Raw genomic sequence first — 17,770 nt, 5'->3', positions numbered from 1 at the left:
CCCGAGAGCAGTTCACCGTTTCACGGAAACGGCGACCCGCTCTAACTCCTAGATTTTACGCAATTCCGGACGGAAAACCGTTTCGCACTTTTCCTGGAATTGCTCTAGGAACCCGTCCACCTATCCAAGCCATAAAAATAGGAAGCCTGCCAAGGCGAATTCGCCGGCAGGCTTCTGTTCCAGTCGTCCTAACTGTTGGCTCAGGACTGAATGTTCAGGCCGAGGCCTTGGCCTTCCTGCCCTTGGCGGGCGCCTTGACGGGGGCGGCCTTGCGGCCGAGGCCGATCGACTTCGCCAGCAGCGAACGCGAGGCCGCGTAGTTGGGGGCGACCATCGGATAGTCCGACGGCAAGCCCCATTTGGCGCGATAGGCGTCCGGCGTCAGGCCGAAATGCACACCGATGTGACGCTTCAGCGATTTGAACTTCTTGCCGTCTTCGAGGCAGATGATGAAATCGGGCGTCACCGACTTCTTGGGATTGACCGCCGGGACCAGTGGGGCAGCCACCGGGACCGCAGGCTTGCCGAGCCCGCTTATCGAGGCGCTGACGCTGGCGATGAGGTCGGCCAGGCCGGAGGCGGGCAAGCGGTTCTTCTCGACGTAAGCGGACACGATGTGGGCGGTCAGCTCGAGCAGATCGATGTCTTTACGGGCACTGTTGCTATCGTCGGTCACTCTATTTCTCCGTCTACAGCGAATGACCTGAAAATCGGATTCGACTTCCGGAAAGGATCATGCGCGAAATCAAAATGCTATGGCGTCCTTCGTGCGTCCACGGGACGAATTGGCGTTGTTGTAGCGCGGAATTCCTAGTCGGCAAATCTGCGTATTGCAACGACTTGATGGCAGGTCACACGTTATTTTGAACAACTATATTAAACAATAACAGTATCAGACTATCAGCGCTTTGTCGCGCCACAAACGAAACCCGCCTTCGAAGGCGCGTGTGTTGTCGCCGCGCCTGGAGTCGGCGGGCAATTCATCGAGCTTGTCGACGTTGCCGCCGCCAATGACGACATAGTCAGGCTGCATGGCGGCACGGAGCCGGTCGACGACGTCGAAGACGTATTTGCGCCATTTCTTCTTGCCGCGCTTTTCCAGGCCGCGTTCGCCGACATAATCCTCGAAGCTCTTGCCCTTCTTGTAGGGCAGATGCGCGAGTTCCATCGGTTGGGCGACGTTGTCGGCAATCATCGCCGCACCGAGCCCGGTGCCGAGCCCGAGGAACAGCATGCGCCCGCCCTCGTAGCTGCCGATGGCCTGCATCAGCGCGTCATTGACCACTTTCACCGGTTTGCCGAACGCGCCCGCAAAGTCGAATCCAGCCCAGCCCTTGCCGAGATTGGCGGGGTCGGCGAGCGGCCTGTTGTGGTTGACCGGACCGGGATAGCCCATCGAGACGACGTCGTAGGACAGGCCTTCGGCGAGCTTCTTCACGGTATCGATCATCTGTTGCGGCGTCAGCCCCGGCCCCGAATCGGCGCGGCGCTCCGCGCCGCCGGCGCTGGTGAGGATCTTGACGTGCGAGCCGCCGATGTCGATCGTGAGCACGATCTTTTCAGCATCTGGCGTCTCGGTGCCCGATGCTGGTTGCTTCACTGCCTTGGCCATCGCGTGGTTCCTCTCACTTCACCGGATCGATCCAGCCATTGGGTGGCCCGAACCCGGCCATGACGTCCGCCGGTCCCCATGTGAGCGGCTCGTAGAGGTGCGGCGGCGTGGTGTCGCCAAGCACCGGGCCGACGATGCGCCAGGCCAGTTCGCTGGCGTCCTGGCGGGTGAACAGCTGGCCGTTGCCGTTCATGGCGTCGCCTATTAAGCGTTCATAGGGCGGCATGTCGCCCTTCGAGTCGTCGAGCGCCGTCAGTTCGACCTGCTCGCCGATCATGTCGTCGCCCGGCGCCTTGCGCTGTGCTCCGATGGCGATCACCACCTGTGGGTCGATGCGGAAGCGGACGTAGTTCTGGTCGGCGGGCTTGATCGGATCGAAGACATCGAGCGGTGGCCGCTTCAGCCGCACCACCACTTCGGTGACATGCACCGGCATGTTCTTGCCGGCGCGGATGAAAAACGGCACGTCCTGCCAGCGCCAGGTGTCGACGAAGAAACGCACCGCCGCGAAGGTCTCGACGGGCGAGTTCGGCGCGACGCCGGGTTCAGTGAGATAGCCGGTGAACTGGCCGCGCACGACATCGTCTTTGGTCAGCGTCCTGATCGCGCGCAGCACCTGCACCTTCTCGTCGATCAGATCGTCGGCGGAGCGGCCGACAGGCGGCTCCATGGCAAGCAGCAACAGGATGTTGAGCAGATGGTTCTCGATGACGTCCCTGATGCAGCCGACATCGTCATAGAAGCGGCCACGTCCCTCGACGCCGAAATCCTCGGCCATGGTGATCTGCACGCTCTCGACGTAATTGCGGTTCCAGATCGGCTCGAGGAGGGAATTGGCGAAGCGGAAATAGAGCAGGTTCTGGATCGCTTCCTTGCCCAGGTAGTGGTCGATGCGGAAGATCGACTGCTCGTCGAACACCAGATGCAGGACCCGGTTCAGCCAGCGCGCCGATTGCAGATCGTGACCGAAGGGCTTTTCCACCATCAGCCGCGCGCCATGCGCGGTGCCCGACTGCTCCAGCCCCTGGACGACGGTCTCGAACATGGTCGGCGGCACCGCCATGTAATGCAGCGGTCGCTGTGCGGTGCCGAGCGCGCTCTTCAGTTTCTCGAACGTCGCTCCGTCACGGTAGTCGCCGCTGACGTAGCGCAGCAGCGAGGCAAATTTGGCGAAGGCTTTTTCGTCGATCTTGCCGAGCGCATTGACGATGCCGTCACGCGCGCGCGCCTGCAATTGCTTGAGGTCCCAGGCATCGAAGGCGACGCCGATCACCGGTTCGGTAAGCGTGCCCTTGGCGACCATCTGGTAAAGGGCTGGAAATATCTTCTTGTGGGCGAGGTCGCCGGTGGCCCCGAAGAGCACCAGCGTGTCGGACCGTTCCTGGCTCATGCGCGTGTCTCCCCCGCTGTCCTCACTTGCCGGCCTTCGGCTTCTCGACATGGCCGCCAAAGGCATAGCGCATGGCGGAGAGCAGCTTGTCGGCGAATTCGGATTCGCCCTGCGAGGAGAAGCGGTCGAACAGCGCCGAGGACAGCACCGGAGCCGGTACGCCGGTGTCGATCGCCGCCTTCAGCGTCCAGCGGCCTTCGCCGGAATCCGAGACGCGGCCGCCGAAATTCACCAGGCCCGGATCGCTTTTCAAGGCGCCGGCCGTCAGGTCGAGCAGCCAGGAGCCGATAACGCTGCCATGCCGCCAGACCTCGGCCACCTGGGGGAGGTCGATGTCGAACTGGTAGTATTGCGGGTTTTCCAGCGGGCTGGTCTCGGCGTCCGCCGTCCGTTGCCGCTTGCCGGCATTGGCCGACTTCAGGATGTTCATGCCTTCGGCATAGGCGGCCATGACGCCATACTCGATGCCGTTGTGCACCATCTTGACGAAGTGGCCGGCGCCGCTCGGTCCGCAATGCAGATAGCCGAAGGGCGCGGTCCCGGCATCCCTGGACGGATTGGAGCCGGCATCGGCGCCCGGTGCCAGCGTGGCGAAGATCGAATCGAGGTGCTGCACCGCCACGTCGGGACCGCCGATCATCAGGCAGTAGCCACGCTCCAGGCCCCAGACGCCGCCGCTGGTGCCGACATCGACAAGATGGATGCCCTTGCCGGCCAGTTTCGCGGCCTGGTCGACGGCGTCGTGATAATAGGAATTGCCGCCGTCGATGACGATGTCGCCGGGCTCCATCAGGGCCGCCACCTGGTCGATGATCCTGCCGGTGATCGCCGCCGGCAGCATCAGCCACACACAGCGCGGCTTGGCCAGCTTGCCGATGAATTCTTCCATCGAGGCCGCCCCTGCCGCGCCGTCGGTCACCAGGGCCGCGACGCTGGCCGGGTTGATGTCGTAGACGACGCATTCGTGGCCGTCGCGCATCAGGCGCCGGACCATGTTGGCGCCCATCCGGCCCAGTCCCATCATTCCGATCTGCATGGTTTCGTCCCTGTTTTCTAGGAGATTTGCGGGGTTATCGAGGGAAGGTCTGCTGGCTGTCCTGGTCGCCTGAGATGACGGAGAAGTCGACATTCTCCCAATCGCCGGCCCCGGGCCAGAAAAAAGTGAAGGTCAGCGTGCTTCCCTTGGGAAGGCCAGAGACGGGCAGATCGGCAAGATGGATGCCGAAATCGTTCTCCACCGTCTGGCTGTCGTGGGCGGTCGCCCAGTTGTCGGTGCTCCAATGGACTGTAGCCGGGGCCAACAGTTCGACGCGCAACGTCTTGCCGGCCGGGACCGTGCGGATCTTGTTGTTGAACCGCCATGTTCTGAACGGCGATACGGTCTTGTCCTCGATATAGCGCTTGACGCCTTGCGGCGGCATGTCGAAGACCGCGCCGTCGCGCAGCGAGCGCAACAGCTTGATATGCTCCGAATGCGCCCAGACCAGCGGCATGGCGCTGCCCGAGGGGCGGCCGTGCAGCAGTTCGCGCTCCGGCATATCGGCGCCGTCCCAGACCTGCTCCGGCAACAGGCCGCCCGGTCCGGCCGAGCCTTCCAGCGCTGCCAGCAGGCTGGCTGCCTTTTCCCTACGCCCGGCCGCCAGCTCATAGTGGGCGCGTTCGCCGGCCAGCAGCGGCCAGGGGCGACCCTGGCCGGTGCCGTCGAAAGGTGCGCCATCTTCATGCTCGCCATAGCCGTCGCCGTTGTAGCGGTACCAGAGCGGCCCTTGCGGCAGATCGCAGCGCAATTGCGCGTCGATGACCTTGACCGTGTCTGTCATGCGCGGGTCGTCGGCCGCCCGCAGACCGAAGCGGACAAGTGCAAGCGCATCCGGACTGACGATTTGCTCGGCCGGCCGGTCGGTGTCGCCGGGCGGCCGGTTCTTGATCGGGACATAGCCGTCCTTCGGCGAACCGGCCGAGGCGCTGTCGGGCGGCGCGATGCGGACATAGTAGCCGTCGACGCCGACTTGACCGCAGATCGCCGTGCCGGTGACGTAGGTCCAGCGCTCGACCTGGTCGTTCCAGACGTCTGATGTCTCGCGCAGATAGGTCGCCGCGTCCGGCTTGCCACAGGCGTCGAGCAGGTCGGCTGCGGCAAGCAGTGCGGCGATTTCGACGGCGAGCGTGAACGGGCTGTAGCCGGCATCCTCTTCCCAGCGGTCCTCGCCGGTGACCGGCCCGTTGCGCACGACGAACCCGGCGGCGCGCTCGATCATCGGCAGAAAGACTGCGAGCCTGGCGTGCGGCAAATGGCCGGCGCGGTGCAAAGCTTCGGCCAGCAGCAGCGGAAAGGCGCATTCGTCCATCTGGATGCCGGGCCAATAGGCCGATCCGTCGAGCCAGGCGTTCTGCGGCCAGTGGCCGTCCGGCTGCTGGATGGAGCCGAGATAGTCGAGGATTTGCAACGCCGAGGCGGCGTCGCCGGCAGCAAGAAAGCCGCCGGCCGTCTCGACCAGATCGCGCGGCCAGACCAGATGGTAGCCGCCGAGGTCGTCGTCGCCCTTGTCGAAGCCCCACGGGATCGACAGGCTGGCGACCGCGGCGCCCGGTGTGGCGATCGACCGGTGCGTCGCCAGTGCCGCCGTCGAGACGCGATAGAAGTTGATCCCGGGCACCGCGTGCCGGTCGAGCGGCAGCAGGCCCTTTTGCCAGTTGCGCCAGTTCTGGAGGTAGGATTTCGCCGCGGGTTCAAAACCCTGCTTCAGGCTGGCGAAAGCATGTTCCGCAGCCTCCTCGGGCGTCGCGCCAAATCCCAGCGCCAGCAAAGCCTTGGTCCTGGCCGCGGAAAAGCCGATCTCGCCGGTCAGCGCGACATTGCCGTCCTCGGCCCGCTGGTATGCAGCATCGAGCTCGCCTGTGTTGTGCAGTTGCTGCCAACCGTCGGAAAAACCGACATAGCCGGCCGAACCGGTCCGCCAGGGCAGCGACGAGGCCAGCGCCAGGCAGGAGCCGCGCCCCGAGGCGAACAGCACGGGCTTTCCCTCGTGTTCGCCGACCCAGGCGGTGTTGCCCATGCCGGCATTGACCAGATGCGGCGCCAGAAGCGCGTAGACGCGATAATCGTCAGCGGCGCCCCTCAGCGCCGTGAAGGTGATTTCCTGCAGCAGCGCCGGGCGCGCCGGATCGGCGAGGATGCGCTTTTCGATCCGCCAGGCGCCGTCGTTCGCCGTGTTGACCAGCCGGTAGGCGGGTACGCCGTCCTCGAACGGTTCGATGCTGTGCGTGGCATCGCGCTTCTCTTCCGAGAAATAGCCGGCGGCGCCGGTGACGATCAGGCCGAGGTCGCGGGTGCAGGCACTGTCGACGCGCGAATAGTAGATTTCGTTGAGGATGCCGTGGCTGATCGTGAACCAGATCCGGCCGGCCGGCGAAAGCGACGTTCCGACGCCGCTCTTGGCGCTTGACGTCCAGCGCGCCGGAATTCCCGGGGCGCCCGGAGCAACGTTTTGCGTCACTGGCATTCTGTTTCGGTCTCCTGGCCTCCTCCCTAGACCAGGACGCGAACCCTTTACAATCATTGCACCGCAAGTTGATCGGCGCCGACGGCAGGGCAACGAACTAGGGCTAACGGGTTTCTTCGGAGCTTTCGTCTGCGCTGACGGAGCAGCAAACGAAAAACCCGCCAGTGCGGCGGGTCACCGGCGCAAATCAGCACCGTGGACGAAAATGTACCATAGCTGAGCTCACCGAGTCAAGAAAAAATTCCTATGACCAAAGGCGCCGTCGTTGACAGCGGCGGCGGCATGCGTCCACTATTTCCCGGCACGGGAGGATCGTGAAAGCAATGGCGGAAGTGTCCCTGGTCCTGATCGACCGGTTGCTGGCGATATCGCGGGCGCTTGCCGGCCATATCGATCCCGGCACGGCGTTCCGCGCGACAGCCATCGAGATCGGCTCGCTCATCCCGCACGACCACATGGATCTGGCGGTGCTGTCGCATGATGGGCGCCGGCACGCCTGTTACGAAGCCGGCTTCCACACCAGCTGGAGCGAGCTTGCCCAGCATCCGCTGCCGACCGAAGTCAGCCCGATCCGCTCGGTGCTGTGGGGCGAAGTCCCCTATCTGCTCGCCGACGACGCGCTGAGCGACGAGCGGTTCCATTTCGCCACCGCTATCGATGGTCCGATCTTCGCCGCCAGGCTGCGCAGCCGCATCGTCGTGCCGCTCAGGGCGCGCGGCGGCATCATCGGCGCGCTCAACATCAGCCGGCACGAGGTCGACTGCTACACGCTTGCCGATGTCGCGGTCGCGCAACAATGCGCCGACCTGATCGCGCCCTACATCTTCGCGCTGATCCAGACCGAGGAGGCGCGCCGCGCCATGCTGGCCGAGAGCGAGGCGCGAAATCGCGTCGAGCTGCTGCGCGTCGGCGCCTCGCAATTGACCGAAGGCATGGAGCGCGAACGCCGGCGCATGGCCATGGACCTGCACGACCAGACGCTTGCCGATCTCGCCCGGATCGCGCGCCAGCTCTCGGCCCTTCGCGGCCAGGGCGTGGCGCGGGCAGCACAGCTTGCCGATCTCGAAAAGGAGGTCGCCGGCTGCCTGACGGAACTGCGCCACATCGTCGACGACATGCGGCCGAGCGTGCTTGAACTGTTCGGCCTGCGCGATGCGGTCGAGGCGCATCTCAACCGCAGCGTCGCCAGGGCCAAGCCGCCGATCGCCGTGCGCATCGCCGACACCAGCGACGGCGGCGCCGACACCCTGTCGGAGCCAGTGCGGACCGCGCTCTACCGGATCGTGCAGGAAGCGATCAACAATGCCGTTCGCCATGCCGCGCCGCACCGCATCGACGTGCTGCTGGCGTCGACCGCGAGCGTGCTGCGGGTGATCGTGACGGATGACGGCCAGGGCTGCGGCGCCGTTGACCCGGCCGCGTATGGCGGCATCGGCCATATGCACACGCGGGCAGCCCTTATCGGGGCGCGGCTGCGCATCGGCCAGGCCGGCCGCAAGAACGGCGGCACCCGCGTCGTCGTCGAGATCGACCGCCAGCCATCACGGGAACTGGCGGCGGCTGCAACAATGCCTGGCGAACTCGCCGTATCGGAGGCCATGTGATGCTTGTGATGATCGCCGAGAATGACGGGCTGCACCGTAGCTTCGCGCGGCGGACGGTGGAGCAATTGTGGCCCGGTGACGTCGAGGTGATCGAAGCGAGCGACGGCGAGGACGCCATCAACCTGGCGACTGAGCGCGAGCCACTGCATGTCGTGCTCGATTTGCAGATGCCGAAGGCGACGGGAATCGAAGTTGCCAGGGCGATCTGGAACCGCCGCGCCGGCACGCACATCCTGTTCTGGTCGAATTTCGCCGACGAAGCCTATGTGCGCGGCGTGGCGCGCATCGTCCCGCCCGGCTCTGTCTACGGTTATGTGCTGAAATCGGCAACGGAGGAAGGCATGCGGTCCGCCCTGCGCGGGGTTTTCCGCGAAGGCCACTGCATCATCGACCGCGAGATCCGCGGCATCCAGCATCGCGTTCAGGACAAGTTCGAGGGCATCACCGACGGCGAATATGAAAGCCTGATCGACATCGCGCTCGGCCTGACCGACCGGGCGATCGCGGCACGTCGCGGCCTGTCGATCCGTGGTGCGCAGAGCCGCATCAAGCACTGCTACGACAAGCTCGGCATCGTGCCGGCGGAGGACGGCACCGGCGATGTTTCCGTGTTCAACTCGCGGACGCGGGCGATCTATCTCGCCATGGCGCGCGGCCTGATCAACATCGACGCACTGCGCCGCGAACAGGACCGGCTCGATGCCTGGCTGGCGGAGCACTGAAACAGCGGCGGCCACAAGCCGGAACATCGGAAGGTCCGGTGCATTGCTAGTGAACGCCAACTCAACGCCTGCGGTGCCGAAGTGCGACCCTCATTTGCAGATTCATGGCACCTGGTGCGCGAAAGCGTCGTCGGTTTCATCGACGACAATGCGCTCAGCCATGGTGCGGCGATGGCCTTTTATGCCGCCACCTCGCTGGCGCCGATCTTGCTGATCGTGGTTGCGATTGCTGGTCTCGTCTTCGGCCACGATGCCGCACAATTGGCCTTGTCCGCGCAGATATCAGGGCTGATGGGACCGGAAAGCGCCGATCTCCTCAAGACTGCGCTGGAAAGTGCATCCGGCAGGCTGTACGGCACCTGGGCCGCGATCATAGGGCTGGTCACCTTGCTGGTGGCCGCGTCTGGCGTCTTCGGCGAAATGCAGCAGTCGTTGAACACAATCTGGAAGATCGAACCGCAAGGCAATTCCCTGTCGCGTCTGGTGAGGGCACGGGCCGCCAGTCTGGGGTTGGTGGCCGCACTCGGGTTCCTGTTGCTGGTCTCTCTCATCGCAAGCGCCGCGATTTCGGCACTGGGCGCTTTCATCAACGCCCATCTGCCGTTCGGAACGATCATACTCAGCGGGATCAACGGCGTCGTTTCGTTTGCGCTTATCGCCGTGATGTTTGCCGCCATTTACAAGGTTTTGCCCGATCGAACCCTGGAATGGCGCGATGTGGCAATTGGCGCTGTCGGGACCGCGGCCCTGTTCACATTGGGAAAATCGCTTATCGGCTGGTATATCGGCACCAGCGCGATTGCGTCGTCGTATGGCGCCGCCGGCGGACTGCTCGTGATATTGCTCTGGGTTTACTACTCGTCGGAGATTTTCCTCCTCGGTGCCGAGTTCACGCGCGCCTATTCCGTTCGCCACGGCAGCCGGTCCGATCTGAAAACCTTGGTTCACAGCCCTCTGCGCGCGCAGCACGACTCATTTCGCGCAGGGCAAAAATCCAACTCTGCCGGCGTTGTCGTGCTCGTGGCGGTGGCGTGCGCGAGCGCAACCTTGACCGCGCTTTTGCGAAGTGTTCGCCGGCCCTGATCTGACGTCGCCGGTATTCTACGCTCGATAGGCACGGGCGACTGTGCAAATGCACAGTCGCCCGTGCGCTTTGACCCGTATCGGCTCGTCGGTACCGCGCCTACGCTCTGCCCCAACAAGAAGACTGTATCGGGAAGCGCTCATGCCATTCGTCACCATGCGGAGTAGCACGGCTGTTCGCGCCGGGAGCCGATGATGTCGGTGCCGGCGCGTGCGCGCCAGTCCGGCTTCGACGACGTCGTCGGCGATGCGCCGATCGAAACGCTGGCGAGCGGCTTCGGCTTCCTCGAAGGGCCGGTCTGGCATCCCTATGAGAAATGGCTGGTCTTCTCCGACATTCCGGAAAGCCGGATGTATCGCCGCAGTGCCGAGGGCGAGATCGAGCTGTTCCGCGAGCCGAGCCACAAGGCCAATGGCAACACGCTGGACCGCCAGGGGCGGCTGGTCACCTGCGAGCACGCAACAAGCCGCGTGACCCGCGCCGAGCCCAACGGCAGCGCAACAGTGCTGGCCACGCACCATGAGGGCAAGCAGCTCAACAGCCCGAACGATATCGTCGTTGCCACCGGCGGATCGATCTACTTCACCGATCCGGGCTATGGCCGGAGGGAGTTCTATGGCGTGCCACGCCCGCAGGAGCTGCCGTTCCAGGGCGTCTACCGCATCGATGGCGACGGCGCCCGGCTGACATTGCTGGCCGACGATTTCGGGCAGCCGAACGGGCTGTGCTTTTCGCTGGACGAGTCGCGGCTGTTCATCAACGACACCGAACGCGGGCACATCAGGGTGTTCGGCGTCGAAGCCAATGGCGACCTCAATGGCGGCGCGGTGTGGGCAGTAACCGAGGGCGAGGGGCCGGGAGCGCCCGACGGCATGAAGATCGACAGCCGCGGCAATCTTTACTGCACCGGACCCGGCGGCATCCACATTTTCGACGCGTCGGGCACCATTCTTGGCGTCATCCGGACGCCCGAAGATTGCGCGAATTTCACCTTCGGCGACGACGATTTGCAAAGCCTCTACATCACCGCGTCGACGTCGCTGTACCGGCTCAGGGTGCGCGTGCCGGGATTGAGACTGTTTTGAGCTCGCGACAATCCGTGCTCAAATCAGAGTTGGGAGTGAGGCCGGGATCAAAGCCGGTGGGAATGCAGCAGTCAACACATCTGGGAGGATAACGACATGAAGAAACTGTTCGTTCTGGGCGCTCTGGCGGCAATGCTCGCTTCGGGCACGGCGCTGGCCGACACCAGTGGCAAGAAGATTGCTTTTTCCAACAATTATGCCGGCAATTCCTGGCGGCAGGCGATGCTCGACAGCTATGGCATCGTCACGAAGAAGGCGGTCGCCGACAAAGTGGTCGGCGCGGCCGACATCTTCACCACCGCCGACAAGGAGGTGCCGACGCAAGCGGCGCAGGTGCAGAACCTGATCCTGCAGGGCTATGACGCGATCGTCATCAACGCTGCCTCGCCGGATGCGCTCAACGGCGCCATCAAGCAGGCCTGCGATGCCGGCATCACCGTCGTCTCCTTCGATGGCACCGTGACCGAGCCTTGCGCCTACCGCGTCGTCGTCGACTTCAAGGACATGGGCAAGCAGGAAGTCGAGCAGATGGCCAAGTTCCAGCCCAAGGGCGGCAATCTGCTTGAAATCCGCGGCCTTGCCGGCACCTCGATCGATGATGCCATCCATGCCGGCATCCTCGAAGGTGTCGCCGCCCATCCCGAGTTCAAGATCGTCGGTTCGGTGACCGGCGACTGGGACCAGACGACGGCGCAGAAGGCGGTGGCGACCATCCTGCCGTCGCTGCCCGACATCGTCGGCGTCGTCGACCAGGGCGGCGACGGTTACGGCGCCGCACAGGCCTTCGCCGCCGCCGGCAAGCCGCGCCCGACCATCATCATGGGCAACCGCCAGGACGAGTTGCAGTGGTGGAAGGAGCAGAAGGACAAGGACGGCTACCAGACCTGGTCGGCATCGATCGCGCCCGGCGTGTCATCGCTCGCCTTCTGGGTGGCGCAGCAGGTGCTCGACGGCCGCACCGATATTCCGCACGACCTGCTGGTGCCGTATCTGGCCTTCACCCAGGACGATTTCGAGGCCGAGCTGCCAAAGATCCCCAAGGGCGGCGTCGCCAGCCACGAATACACGCAGGAAGACGCGATCGCGGCCATCAAAGCCAACATCAAGTGAATGTCGGCCAAGCGTTGCCGTCCGTATCGCCAAGCGAGTATCGTTGAGCATGCCCAGGGGTAACGCTGACATCATCAGACTGAACGGCGCCGAAAAGCATTTCGGCGCCGTTCGCGCGCTGGGTGGCGTGGATTTTCACGTCGGACCCGGCGAATGCGTCGGGCTCGTCGGCCACAATGGCGCCGGCAAATCGACGCTGATGCACATGGTGGCGGGCACGCTGGTGCCCGACAGCGGGCAGATCGGCGTGCATGGCGACATCGAGGACAACTACTCGGTGTCGCGCGCGCAGCAGCTCGGCATACGCTGCGTGTTTCAGGAACTGTCGCTGTGTCCCAATCTCAATGTCGCCGAGAACACACGCATCAACCACGCTTCGCTGCGTGGCTTCGGCTGGCGGCGCAAGGCGGCCGAGCTGATCGCCGCCAAGCTCGACGAGATCTTTCCGGGCCACAGCATTTCGGCTTCGGACATTGTCGGCGACCTGTCGATCGGCCGTCGCCAGATGGTCGAAGTGGCGCGCGCCTTCACGGTCACCCAGGATCGTCTCGACCTCGTCATCCTCGACGAGCCGACATCGTCGCTCGACGCGCATACGGCGGGCCAGTTGCTGGCCTTCGTGCGCCGCTTCGTCGCCGGCGGCAAAAGCTGCATCCTGATCTCGCATCTGCTGGGCGAGGTGCTGCGCAACGCCGACCGCATCGTGGTGATGCGCGACGGCAAGGTGGTTGTCGCCGACGCCGCCACCGCCTTCGACCGTAACCGGCTGGTGACGGCGATGGGCGGCGCGGAAGCGCGCCAGAAGATCGCGGCGCAAATCGCTGCCGCCAAGCCCGCCGCCAGTCCGCTGAGGGTCCGGGCGCGGCCCGCCGCGCAGAAGGACGGCACTGACCTCGTCGCCTGCGCCGGTGAGATTATCGGCCTTGCCGGGCTTGCGGGACATGGCCAGACCGACCTGCTGCTGGCGATCTTTAGCGGCGCCACGCGCGCCCGGGCCAGCATCGAGGTGACCGCACCGGTGGCGCTGGTCGCCGGCGACCGCCAGTCGGACGGCATCTTTCCGCAATGGTCGATTGCTGAGAACATCGGCATCCGCTCGCTGGCGCGGCTGCGCAGCGGGCTGCTGATCTCGCCGCAGCGCGAGGCCGAGCTTGCTGCATTTTGGCAGAAGAAGATCGGCATCCGTACGCCTGACATGAACAACAACATTTTCTCGCTATCGGGCGGCAACCAGCAGAAGGCGCTGTTTGCGCGTGCGCTCGGCTCGGATGCACAGATCGTGCTGATGGACGACCCGATGCGTGGCGTCGACATCGGCACCAAGCTGGAGGTCTACGACCTCGTGCGCGAAGAGGCCGGTCGCGGCCGTACCTTCCTCTGGTACACCACGGAAACCGAAGAGCTCGACAATTGCGACCACATCTATGTCTTCAAGAACGGCCGCATCGTCGCCAATCTGCGTCGCGACGAGTTGACCGAAGAGAAGATCATCCAGTCCTCCTTCGGCGATGCGGCCTGAGATGACGGCCGCCAGCCTCGACACCGCTGCCAGGACTTCCGCCGAACGTGGCGCGCTGGCCCGTGCGCGCCTGCTGCGCGGGCTGCTGCCGGCGCTGTCGCTGGCGCTGGTGCTGCTCGCCATCGCCTGGCTCAACCCGCGCGCCATCAGCTATTTCGGCTTCAGCCTGATGCTGAACCTGGCGATCCCGATCGCGCTGGCGACGATCGCGCAGATGTTCGTCATTGCCGGAAACGAGCTCGACCTGTCGATCGGCACTTTCGTCGGCTTCGTCGGCTGTGTCACCGCGACCTGGCTGAAGGACGCGCCGCTCATCGGCGCCGCCATCCTGCTCGGATCGATCGGCGTCTATGCGCTGCTCGGCGCACTGATCCATCTGCGCAACCTGCCGTCCATCGTGGTGACGCTCGGCATGAGCTTCGTCTGGCAGGGGCTCGCGATTCTCGTTCTGCCCAAACCGGGCGGCAAGGCGCCGGACTGGCTGCTCGGGCTGATGGCGTTCAAGCCGCCTTTTGTGCCGTTCCCGATCATTGCGGCGCTGCTGATCGGCCTCATCGTCCATTTCGGCCTGATGCGCACCTCCTACGGCGTGATCTTGCGCGGCTCGGGCGGCAATCCGGCGGCGCTCGGTCGCGCCGGCTGGTCGCTGCTCCGAACCAAGATTGTGCTGTTTGCGCTCGCCGGCCTGTTCGGCGTGCTGTCCGGCATGGCGCTGATCGGCATCACCACCTCGGCTGATGCCAATATCGGCAATGGCTACACGCTGCTGGCGATCGCCGGCGTCATCCTCGGCGGCGGCGAATTCGTCGGCGGCCGGGTGTCGCCGATCGGTGCGGTGATCGGCGCGCTGACGCTGGCGCTCGCCGCCTCGCCGCTGCTCACCTTCATGCACATTCCGCCCGACTGGCAGGTTGCCGCCAACGGCGCCATCCTCATCATAGTGCTGGCGGCGCGGGTGCTGATCAGCCGCCGGGAGAGGTGAGCGATGATTTTCGTGAAATCGCTGGCCGGCAAACCCTGGATCTGGTCGTTCGTCGGCGCGCTTCTGGTGTGGCTGGCAACGATCGCCTTCACCGGCGGCTACGGCGGCGGCGGCATGGTCACGGCGGCGCTGTCGCTCGCCGTGTTCACCGTCATCGTCGGCGTCGGCCAGATGTTCGTCATCACGCTCGGCCCCGGCAATGTCGACCTGTCGCTGCCGGCCAATATCGGCCTTGCCAGCGCCGTCGCGATGAAGGTGATGGACGGCAACGATTCCATGATCGCGGTCGGGCTTTTGGCGGCACTTGCCTGCGGGGCGGCGATCGGCGCCGCCAACTACCTGCTGATCTGGGCGCTGCGCATCCCGCCGATCATCGCCACGCTATCGGCCAGCTTCATCATCCAGTCGATCGACATCAGCTATGGCCGCGGGCTGCAGATCAAGCCGCCGCCGGGCTTCGCCGATTTTGCCAACTGGCAGGTGCTGGGCATTCCGGTGCTGGCGATCCTCACGGTATTGTTCACCGTCGGCGCGGCCATCGCGCTGCAGCGTATGATCTATGGCCGCTCGGTGCTGGCGATCGGCCAGAACATTCGCGCGGCGTGGCTGGCCGGTGTCAATGTCGGCCGCATCCGCTTCCTCACCTACACGCTGTCGGGCGCGCTCGGCGGCATCGACGGCGCGCTGCTCGCCGGCTATTTCCGCGGCGCCAATGTCGACATCGGCAACGAATACCTGCTGGCCTCGATCGCCGTCGTCGTCATCGGCGGCACGTCGGTCGCCGGCGGCAAGGCCAATGTCCCCGGCGTCTGGGGCGCGGCTTTGTTCCTGGTGCTGCTTTTGACCATGCTCAACACGTTTGGGGTGAGCGCCGGGGTGCGGTTGCTGCTGACGGGGCTGATCATTGTCGGGGTGATCACGGCGGCGGGCGGGCAGAAGGCGCTGCGGTAGCCTCCGCCTTCGTCGTCCCAGACACCTTCAAGGCCTGTAATCATTGTGCCAGGCCGACATCCGGTTCCCTTCGACGTTACGGCGCTGTAAATCCCGTTCGCGTGGCCACGGCCGCTGAATAATGCTGGGAGGTTTGCGTGTCCGATTTTGTGAAGGTCAGCCGCGACGGCGACGTTGCCGTCGTCACCATCGACAATCCGCCGGTCAACGCGCTGAGCTTCCATGTCCGCGAACCGCTGATGCAGGCGCTGGTCGAATTGCGCGACGATGCGTCGGTTGCCGCCATCGTCATTGCATGCGCCGGCCGAACCTTTGTCGCCGGCGCCGACATCACCGAGTTCGGCAAGCCGATGCAGCAGCCCGAACTGCGCGCCATCGTGGCGACGCTGGAAACCATCGCCAAGCCGACGGTCGCAGCCATCCACGGCACCGCGCTCGGTGGCGGGCTGGAGCTGGCGCTGGGCTGCCATTTCCGTGTTGCCGATGCCGGCGCCAAGCTCGGCCTGCCGGAAGTCAAACTCGGCCTGCTGCCGGGTGGCGGTGGCACGGTACGGCTGCCGCGCCTTGTCGGCGCGGTGAAGGCGTTGAAGATGATCGTCTCAGGTGCGCCGATCGGCGCGACCGAGGCGCACGCCGCCGGTCTCGTCGATGCCGTCTTCGAAGGCGTTCTGACCACGCATGCCGTGAACTTCGCTGGGGAAATCGCCCGCAAGGGTGGTCCCTTCACGCCGGTGCGTGATCGCAATGAAGGACTCAAGCAGGCCGACCTCGCGGCGTTCGACGCCGAGGCTGCGGATCTTGCCAGGAAAGCGCGCGGGCTCGAGGCACCGATCGCTTGCGCGCAGTCGGTGCGCAATGCCGTCACGCTGCCCTTCGATGCGGCGCTGGCGGCGGAGCGTGCGCTGTTCGTCAAGCTGGTCGCCAGCGACCAGTCGCGGGCGCAGCGCCATCTGTTCTTCGCCGAACGTGAGGCGGCAAAGCTTCCGAGCAAGGACATCGTCAAGCGCAAGATCGCCCGCGTCGGCGTCATCGGCGCCGGTACGATGGGGGGCGGCATTGCCATGGCCTTCGCCAATGGCGGCTATTCCGTGATTTTGCTGGAAACCAGCCACGAGGCCCTGCAACGCGGCTTGGCGACCATCGACAGGAACTACTCGGTGTCCGTCACGCGCGGTTCGCTCAGCGAAGACGCCAAGCGGCAACGGCTCGCCCAGTTCAAGGGCTCCACCGACTATGCCGATCTCGCCGATTGCGACCTGATCGTCGAGGCGGTGTTCGAGGACATGGCGGTCAAGAAGGAAGTATTCGGCAAGCTCGAAGCCGTGGCCAGGCCCGGCGCGATCCTGGCCACCAACACCTCCTATCTCGACATCAACGAAATCGCTGCCTCGACCTCGCGGCCGCAGGATGTGCTCGGCCTGCATTTCTTTTCGCCGGCCAATGTCATGAAGCTCTTGGAGATCGTGCGCGCCGAGAAGACCGCGCCCGATGCGCTGGCGACATCAGTCGACCTGGCGAGGCGGATCGGCAAGGTGGCCGTCGTGGTCGGCGTCTGCCACGGCTTCGTCGGCAACCGCATGCTTGCCGCGCGGGGCTCGGAATCGGAAGCGCTTCTTCTGGAAGGCGCAACGCCCAGCCAGATCGACCAGGTGTTCACCGATTTCGGCTGGCCGATGGGGCCGTTCCAGATGGGCGATCTCGCCGGTCTCGACATTGGCTGGCGCAACCGCAAGGCACGCGGCCAGAAAGCCGTGATCGCCGACACGCTGTGCGAACAAGGACGCTTCGGCCAGAAGACCGGCCGGGGTTTTTATCTCTACGAGGCTGGCGCGCGCACGCCAGTGCCGGATCCCGAGGTTGAAGCGCTGATCCGCGACAAGGCCGCCGAGAAGGGTATCGCACCGCGTGCGATCAGTGCGGAGGAAATCGTAGAGCGCACGCTTTACCCCCTGATCAACGAGGGCGCCAAGATCCTGGAGGAAGGCATAGCGGCCCGTGCGTCTGACATCGATGTCGTCTGGGTCAATGGCTACGGCTTTCCCATCGGCAAGGGCGGACCGATGTTCTGGGTTGGCCTTGAAGGTCCGGCCAGGATCATCGAGCGGCTCGAATACTGGCATCAACGGACGGGCAAGGATGTGTTCAAGCCGGCGCCGTTGCTGAAGCGGATGGCCGAGACCGGGGCGTGGGAAGCCGGCGGTTAGAGAG

The 17,770-nt window shown here is 64.9% G+C and carries 14 protein-coding genes; 9 read left to right on the top strand and 5 right to left on the bottom strand.

The annotated features are described in order from the left end of the window. Window positions 1-214 precede the first annotated feature (214 nt). The 5 genes from A4R29_RS28145 to A4R29_RS28125 all read right to left on the bottom strand — a co-directional run bounded on the left by A4R29_RS28145 (window position 215) and on the right by A4R29_RS28125 (window position 6,505). Window positions 215-676: a Ros/MucR family transcriptional regulator gene (locus A4R29_RS28145; protein WP_013528917.1), complete on the bottom strand. Its 462-nt coding sequence runs from the start codon at window positions 674-676 to the stop codon at window positions 215-217. Window positions 677-892: 216 nt separating this feature from the next. Then, complete coding sequence (locus A4R29_RS28140; protein WP_013528918.1) at window positions 893-1,612, bottom strand: ROK family protein; 720 nt, start codon at window positions 1,610-1,612, stop codon at window positions 893-895. A gap of 13 nt (window positions 1,613-1,625) precedes the next feature. Further along, on the bottom strand, window positions 1,626-3,002 hold the full coding sequence (gene zwf, locus A4R29_RS28135) for a glucose-6-phosphate dehydrogenase (protein ID WP_063169510.1): 1,377 nt from the start codon (window positions 3,000-3,002) through the stop codon (window positions 1,626-1,628). Between the two features lie 22 nt (window positions 3,003-3,024). Then, window positions 3,025-4,038, bottom strand: coding sequence for a phosphogluconate dehydrogenase (NAD(+)-dependent, decarboxylating) (gene gnd, locus A4R29_RS28130; RefSeq protein ID WP_013528920.1), 1,014 nt, complete (start codon window positions 4,036-4,038; stop codon window positions 3,025-3,027). 34 nt (window positions 4,039-4,072) lie between these two features. Continuing rightward, window positions 4,073-6,505 carry a glucan 1,4-alpha-glucosidase gene (locus tag A4R29_RS28125; RefSeq protein WP_063173334.1) on the bottom strand — a complete coding sequence of 811 codons (2,433 nt, stop codon included), beginning with the start codon at window positions 6,503-6,505 and terminating at the stop codon, window positions 4,073-4,075. A gap of 323 nt (window positions 6,506-6,828) precedes the next feature. Here A4R29_RS28125 and A4R29_RS28120 point away from each other — a divergent pair, with 323 nt between their 5' ends. The 9 genes from A4R29_RS28120 (at window position 6,829) to A4R29_RS28080 (ending at window position 17,766) form a co-directional block, all read left to right on the top strand. Beyond that, window positions 6,829-8,109, top strand: coding sequence for a sensor histidine kinase (locus A4R29_RS28120; RefSeq protein ID WP_063173333.1), 1,281 nt, complete (start codon window positions 6,829-6,831; stop codon window positions 8,107-8,109). After that, complete coding sequence (locus A4R29_RS28115) at window positions 8,109-8,831, top strand: response regulator transcription factor (RefSeq protein WP_063173332.1); 723 nt, start codon at window positions 8,109-8,111, stop codon at window positions 8,829-8,831. The genes A4R29_RS28120 and A4R29_RS28115 overlap by 1 nt, the downstream gene beginning before the upstream one ends. Window positions 8,832-8,945: 114 nt before the next feature. Continuing rightward, entirely contained in the window at window positions 8,946-9,914 is a 969-nt protein-coding gene (locus tag A4R29_RS28110; RefSeq protein WP_244506875.1) for a YihY/virulence factor BrkB family protein, read from the top strand. 192 nt (window positions 9,915-10,106) lie between these two features. Then, window positions 10,107-11,000 (top strand): SMP-30/gluconolactonase/LRE family protein, encoded by an 894-nt coding sequence (locus tag A4R29_RS28105; RefSeq protein WP_244506874.1) that lies wholly within the window; start codon window positions 10,107-10,109, stop codon window positions 10,998-11,000. A 96-nt stretch (window positions 11,001-11,096) separates the two neighbouring features. After that, the gene (locus A4R29_RS28100; RefSeq protein WP_013528926.1) at window positions 11,097-12,110 is read left to right on the top strand and encodes an ABC transporter substrate-binding protein; all 1,014 of its coding nucleotides are present in this window, start codon (window positions 11,097-11,099) and stop codon (window positions 12,108-12,110) included. 49 nt (window positions 12,111-12,159) lie between these two features. After that, window positions 12,160-13,629 (top strand): sugar ABC transporter ATP-binding protein, encoded by a 1,470-nt coding sequence (locus tag A4R29_RS28095; RefSeq protein ID WP_063173330.1) that lies wholly within the window; start codon window positions 12,160-12,162, stop codon window positions 13,627-13,629. 1 nt (window position 13,630) lies between these two features. Continuing rightward, window positions 13,631-14,611, top strand: coding sequence for an ABC transporter permease (locus A4R29_RS28090; protein ID WP_063173329.1), 981 nt, complete (start codon window positions 13,631-13,633; stop codon window positions 14,609-14,611). Between the two features lie 3 nt (window positions 14,612-14,614). Further along, window positions 14,615-15,562 (top strand): ABC transporter permease, encoded by a 948-nt coding sequence (locus A4R29_RS28085; RefSeq protein WP_027163044.1) that lies wholly within the window; start codon window positions 14,615-14,617, stop codon window positions 15,560-15,562. A 137-nt stretch (window positions 15,563-15,699) separates the two neighbouring features. Continuing rightward, the gene (locus tag A4R29_RS28080) at window positions 15,700-17,766 is read left to right on the top strand and encodes a 3-hydroxyacyl-CoA dehydrogenase NAD-binding domain-containing protein (RefSeq protein ID WP_063173328.1); all 2,067 of its coding nucleotides are present in this window, start codon (window positions 15,700-15,702) and stop codon (window positions 17,764-17,766) included. The last annotated feature ends 4 nt before the right edge of the window (window positions 17,767-17,770 follow it).

The sequence above is a fragment of the Mesorhizobium ciceri biovar biserrulae genome (assembly GCF_001618845.1).
GTDB classification, from domain to species: Bacteria; Pseudomonadota; Alphaproteobacteria; order Rhizobiales; family Rhizobiaceae; genus Mesorhizobium; species Mesorhizobium ciceri.
This window is presented reverse-complemented; position numbering and strand designations above follow the sequence as displayed.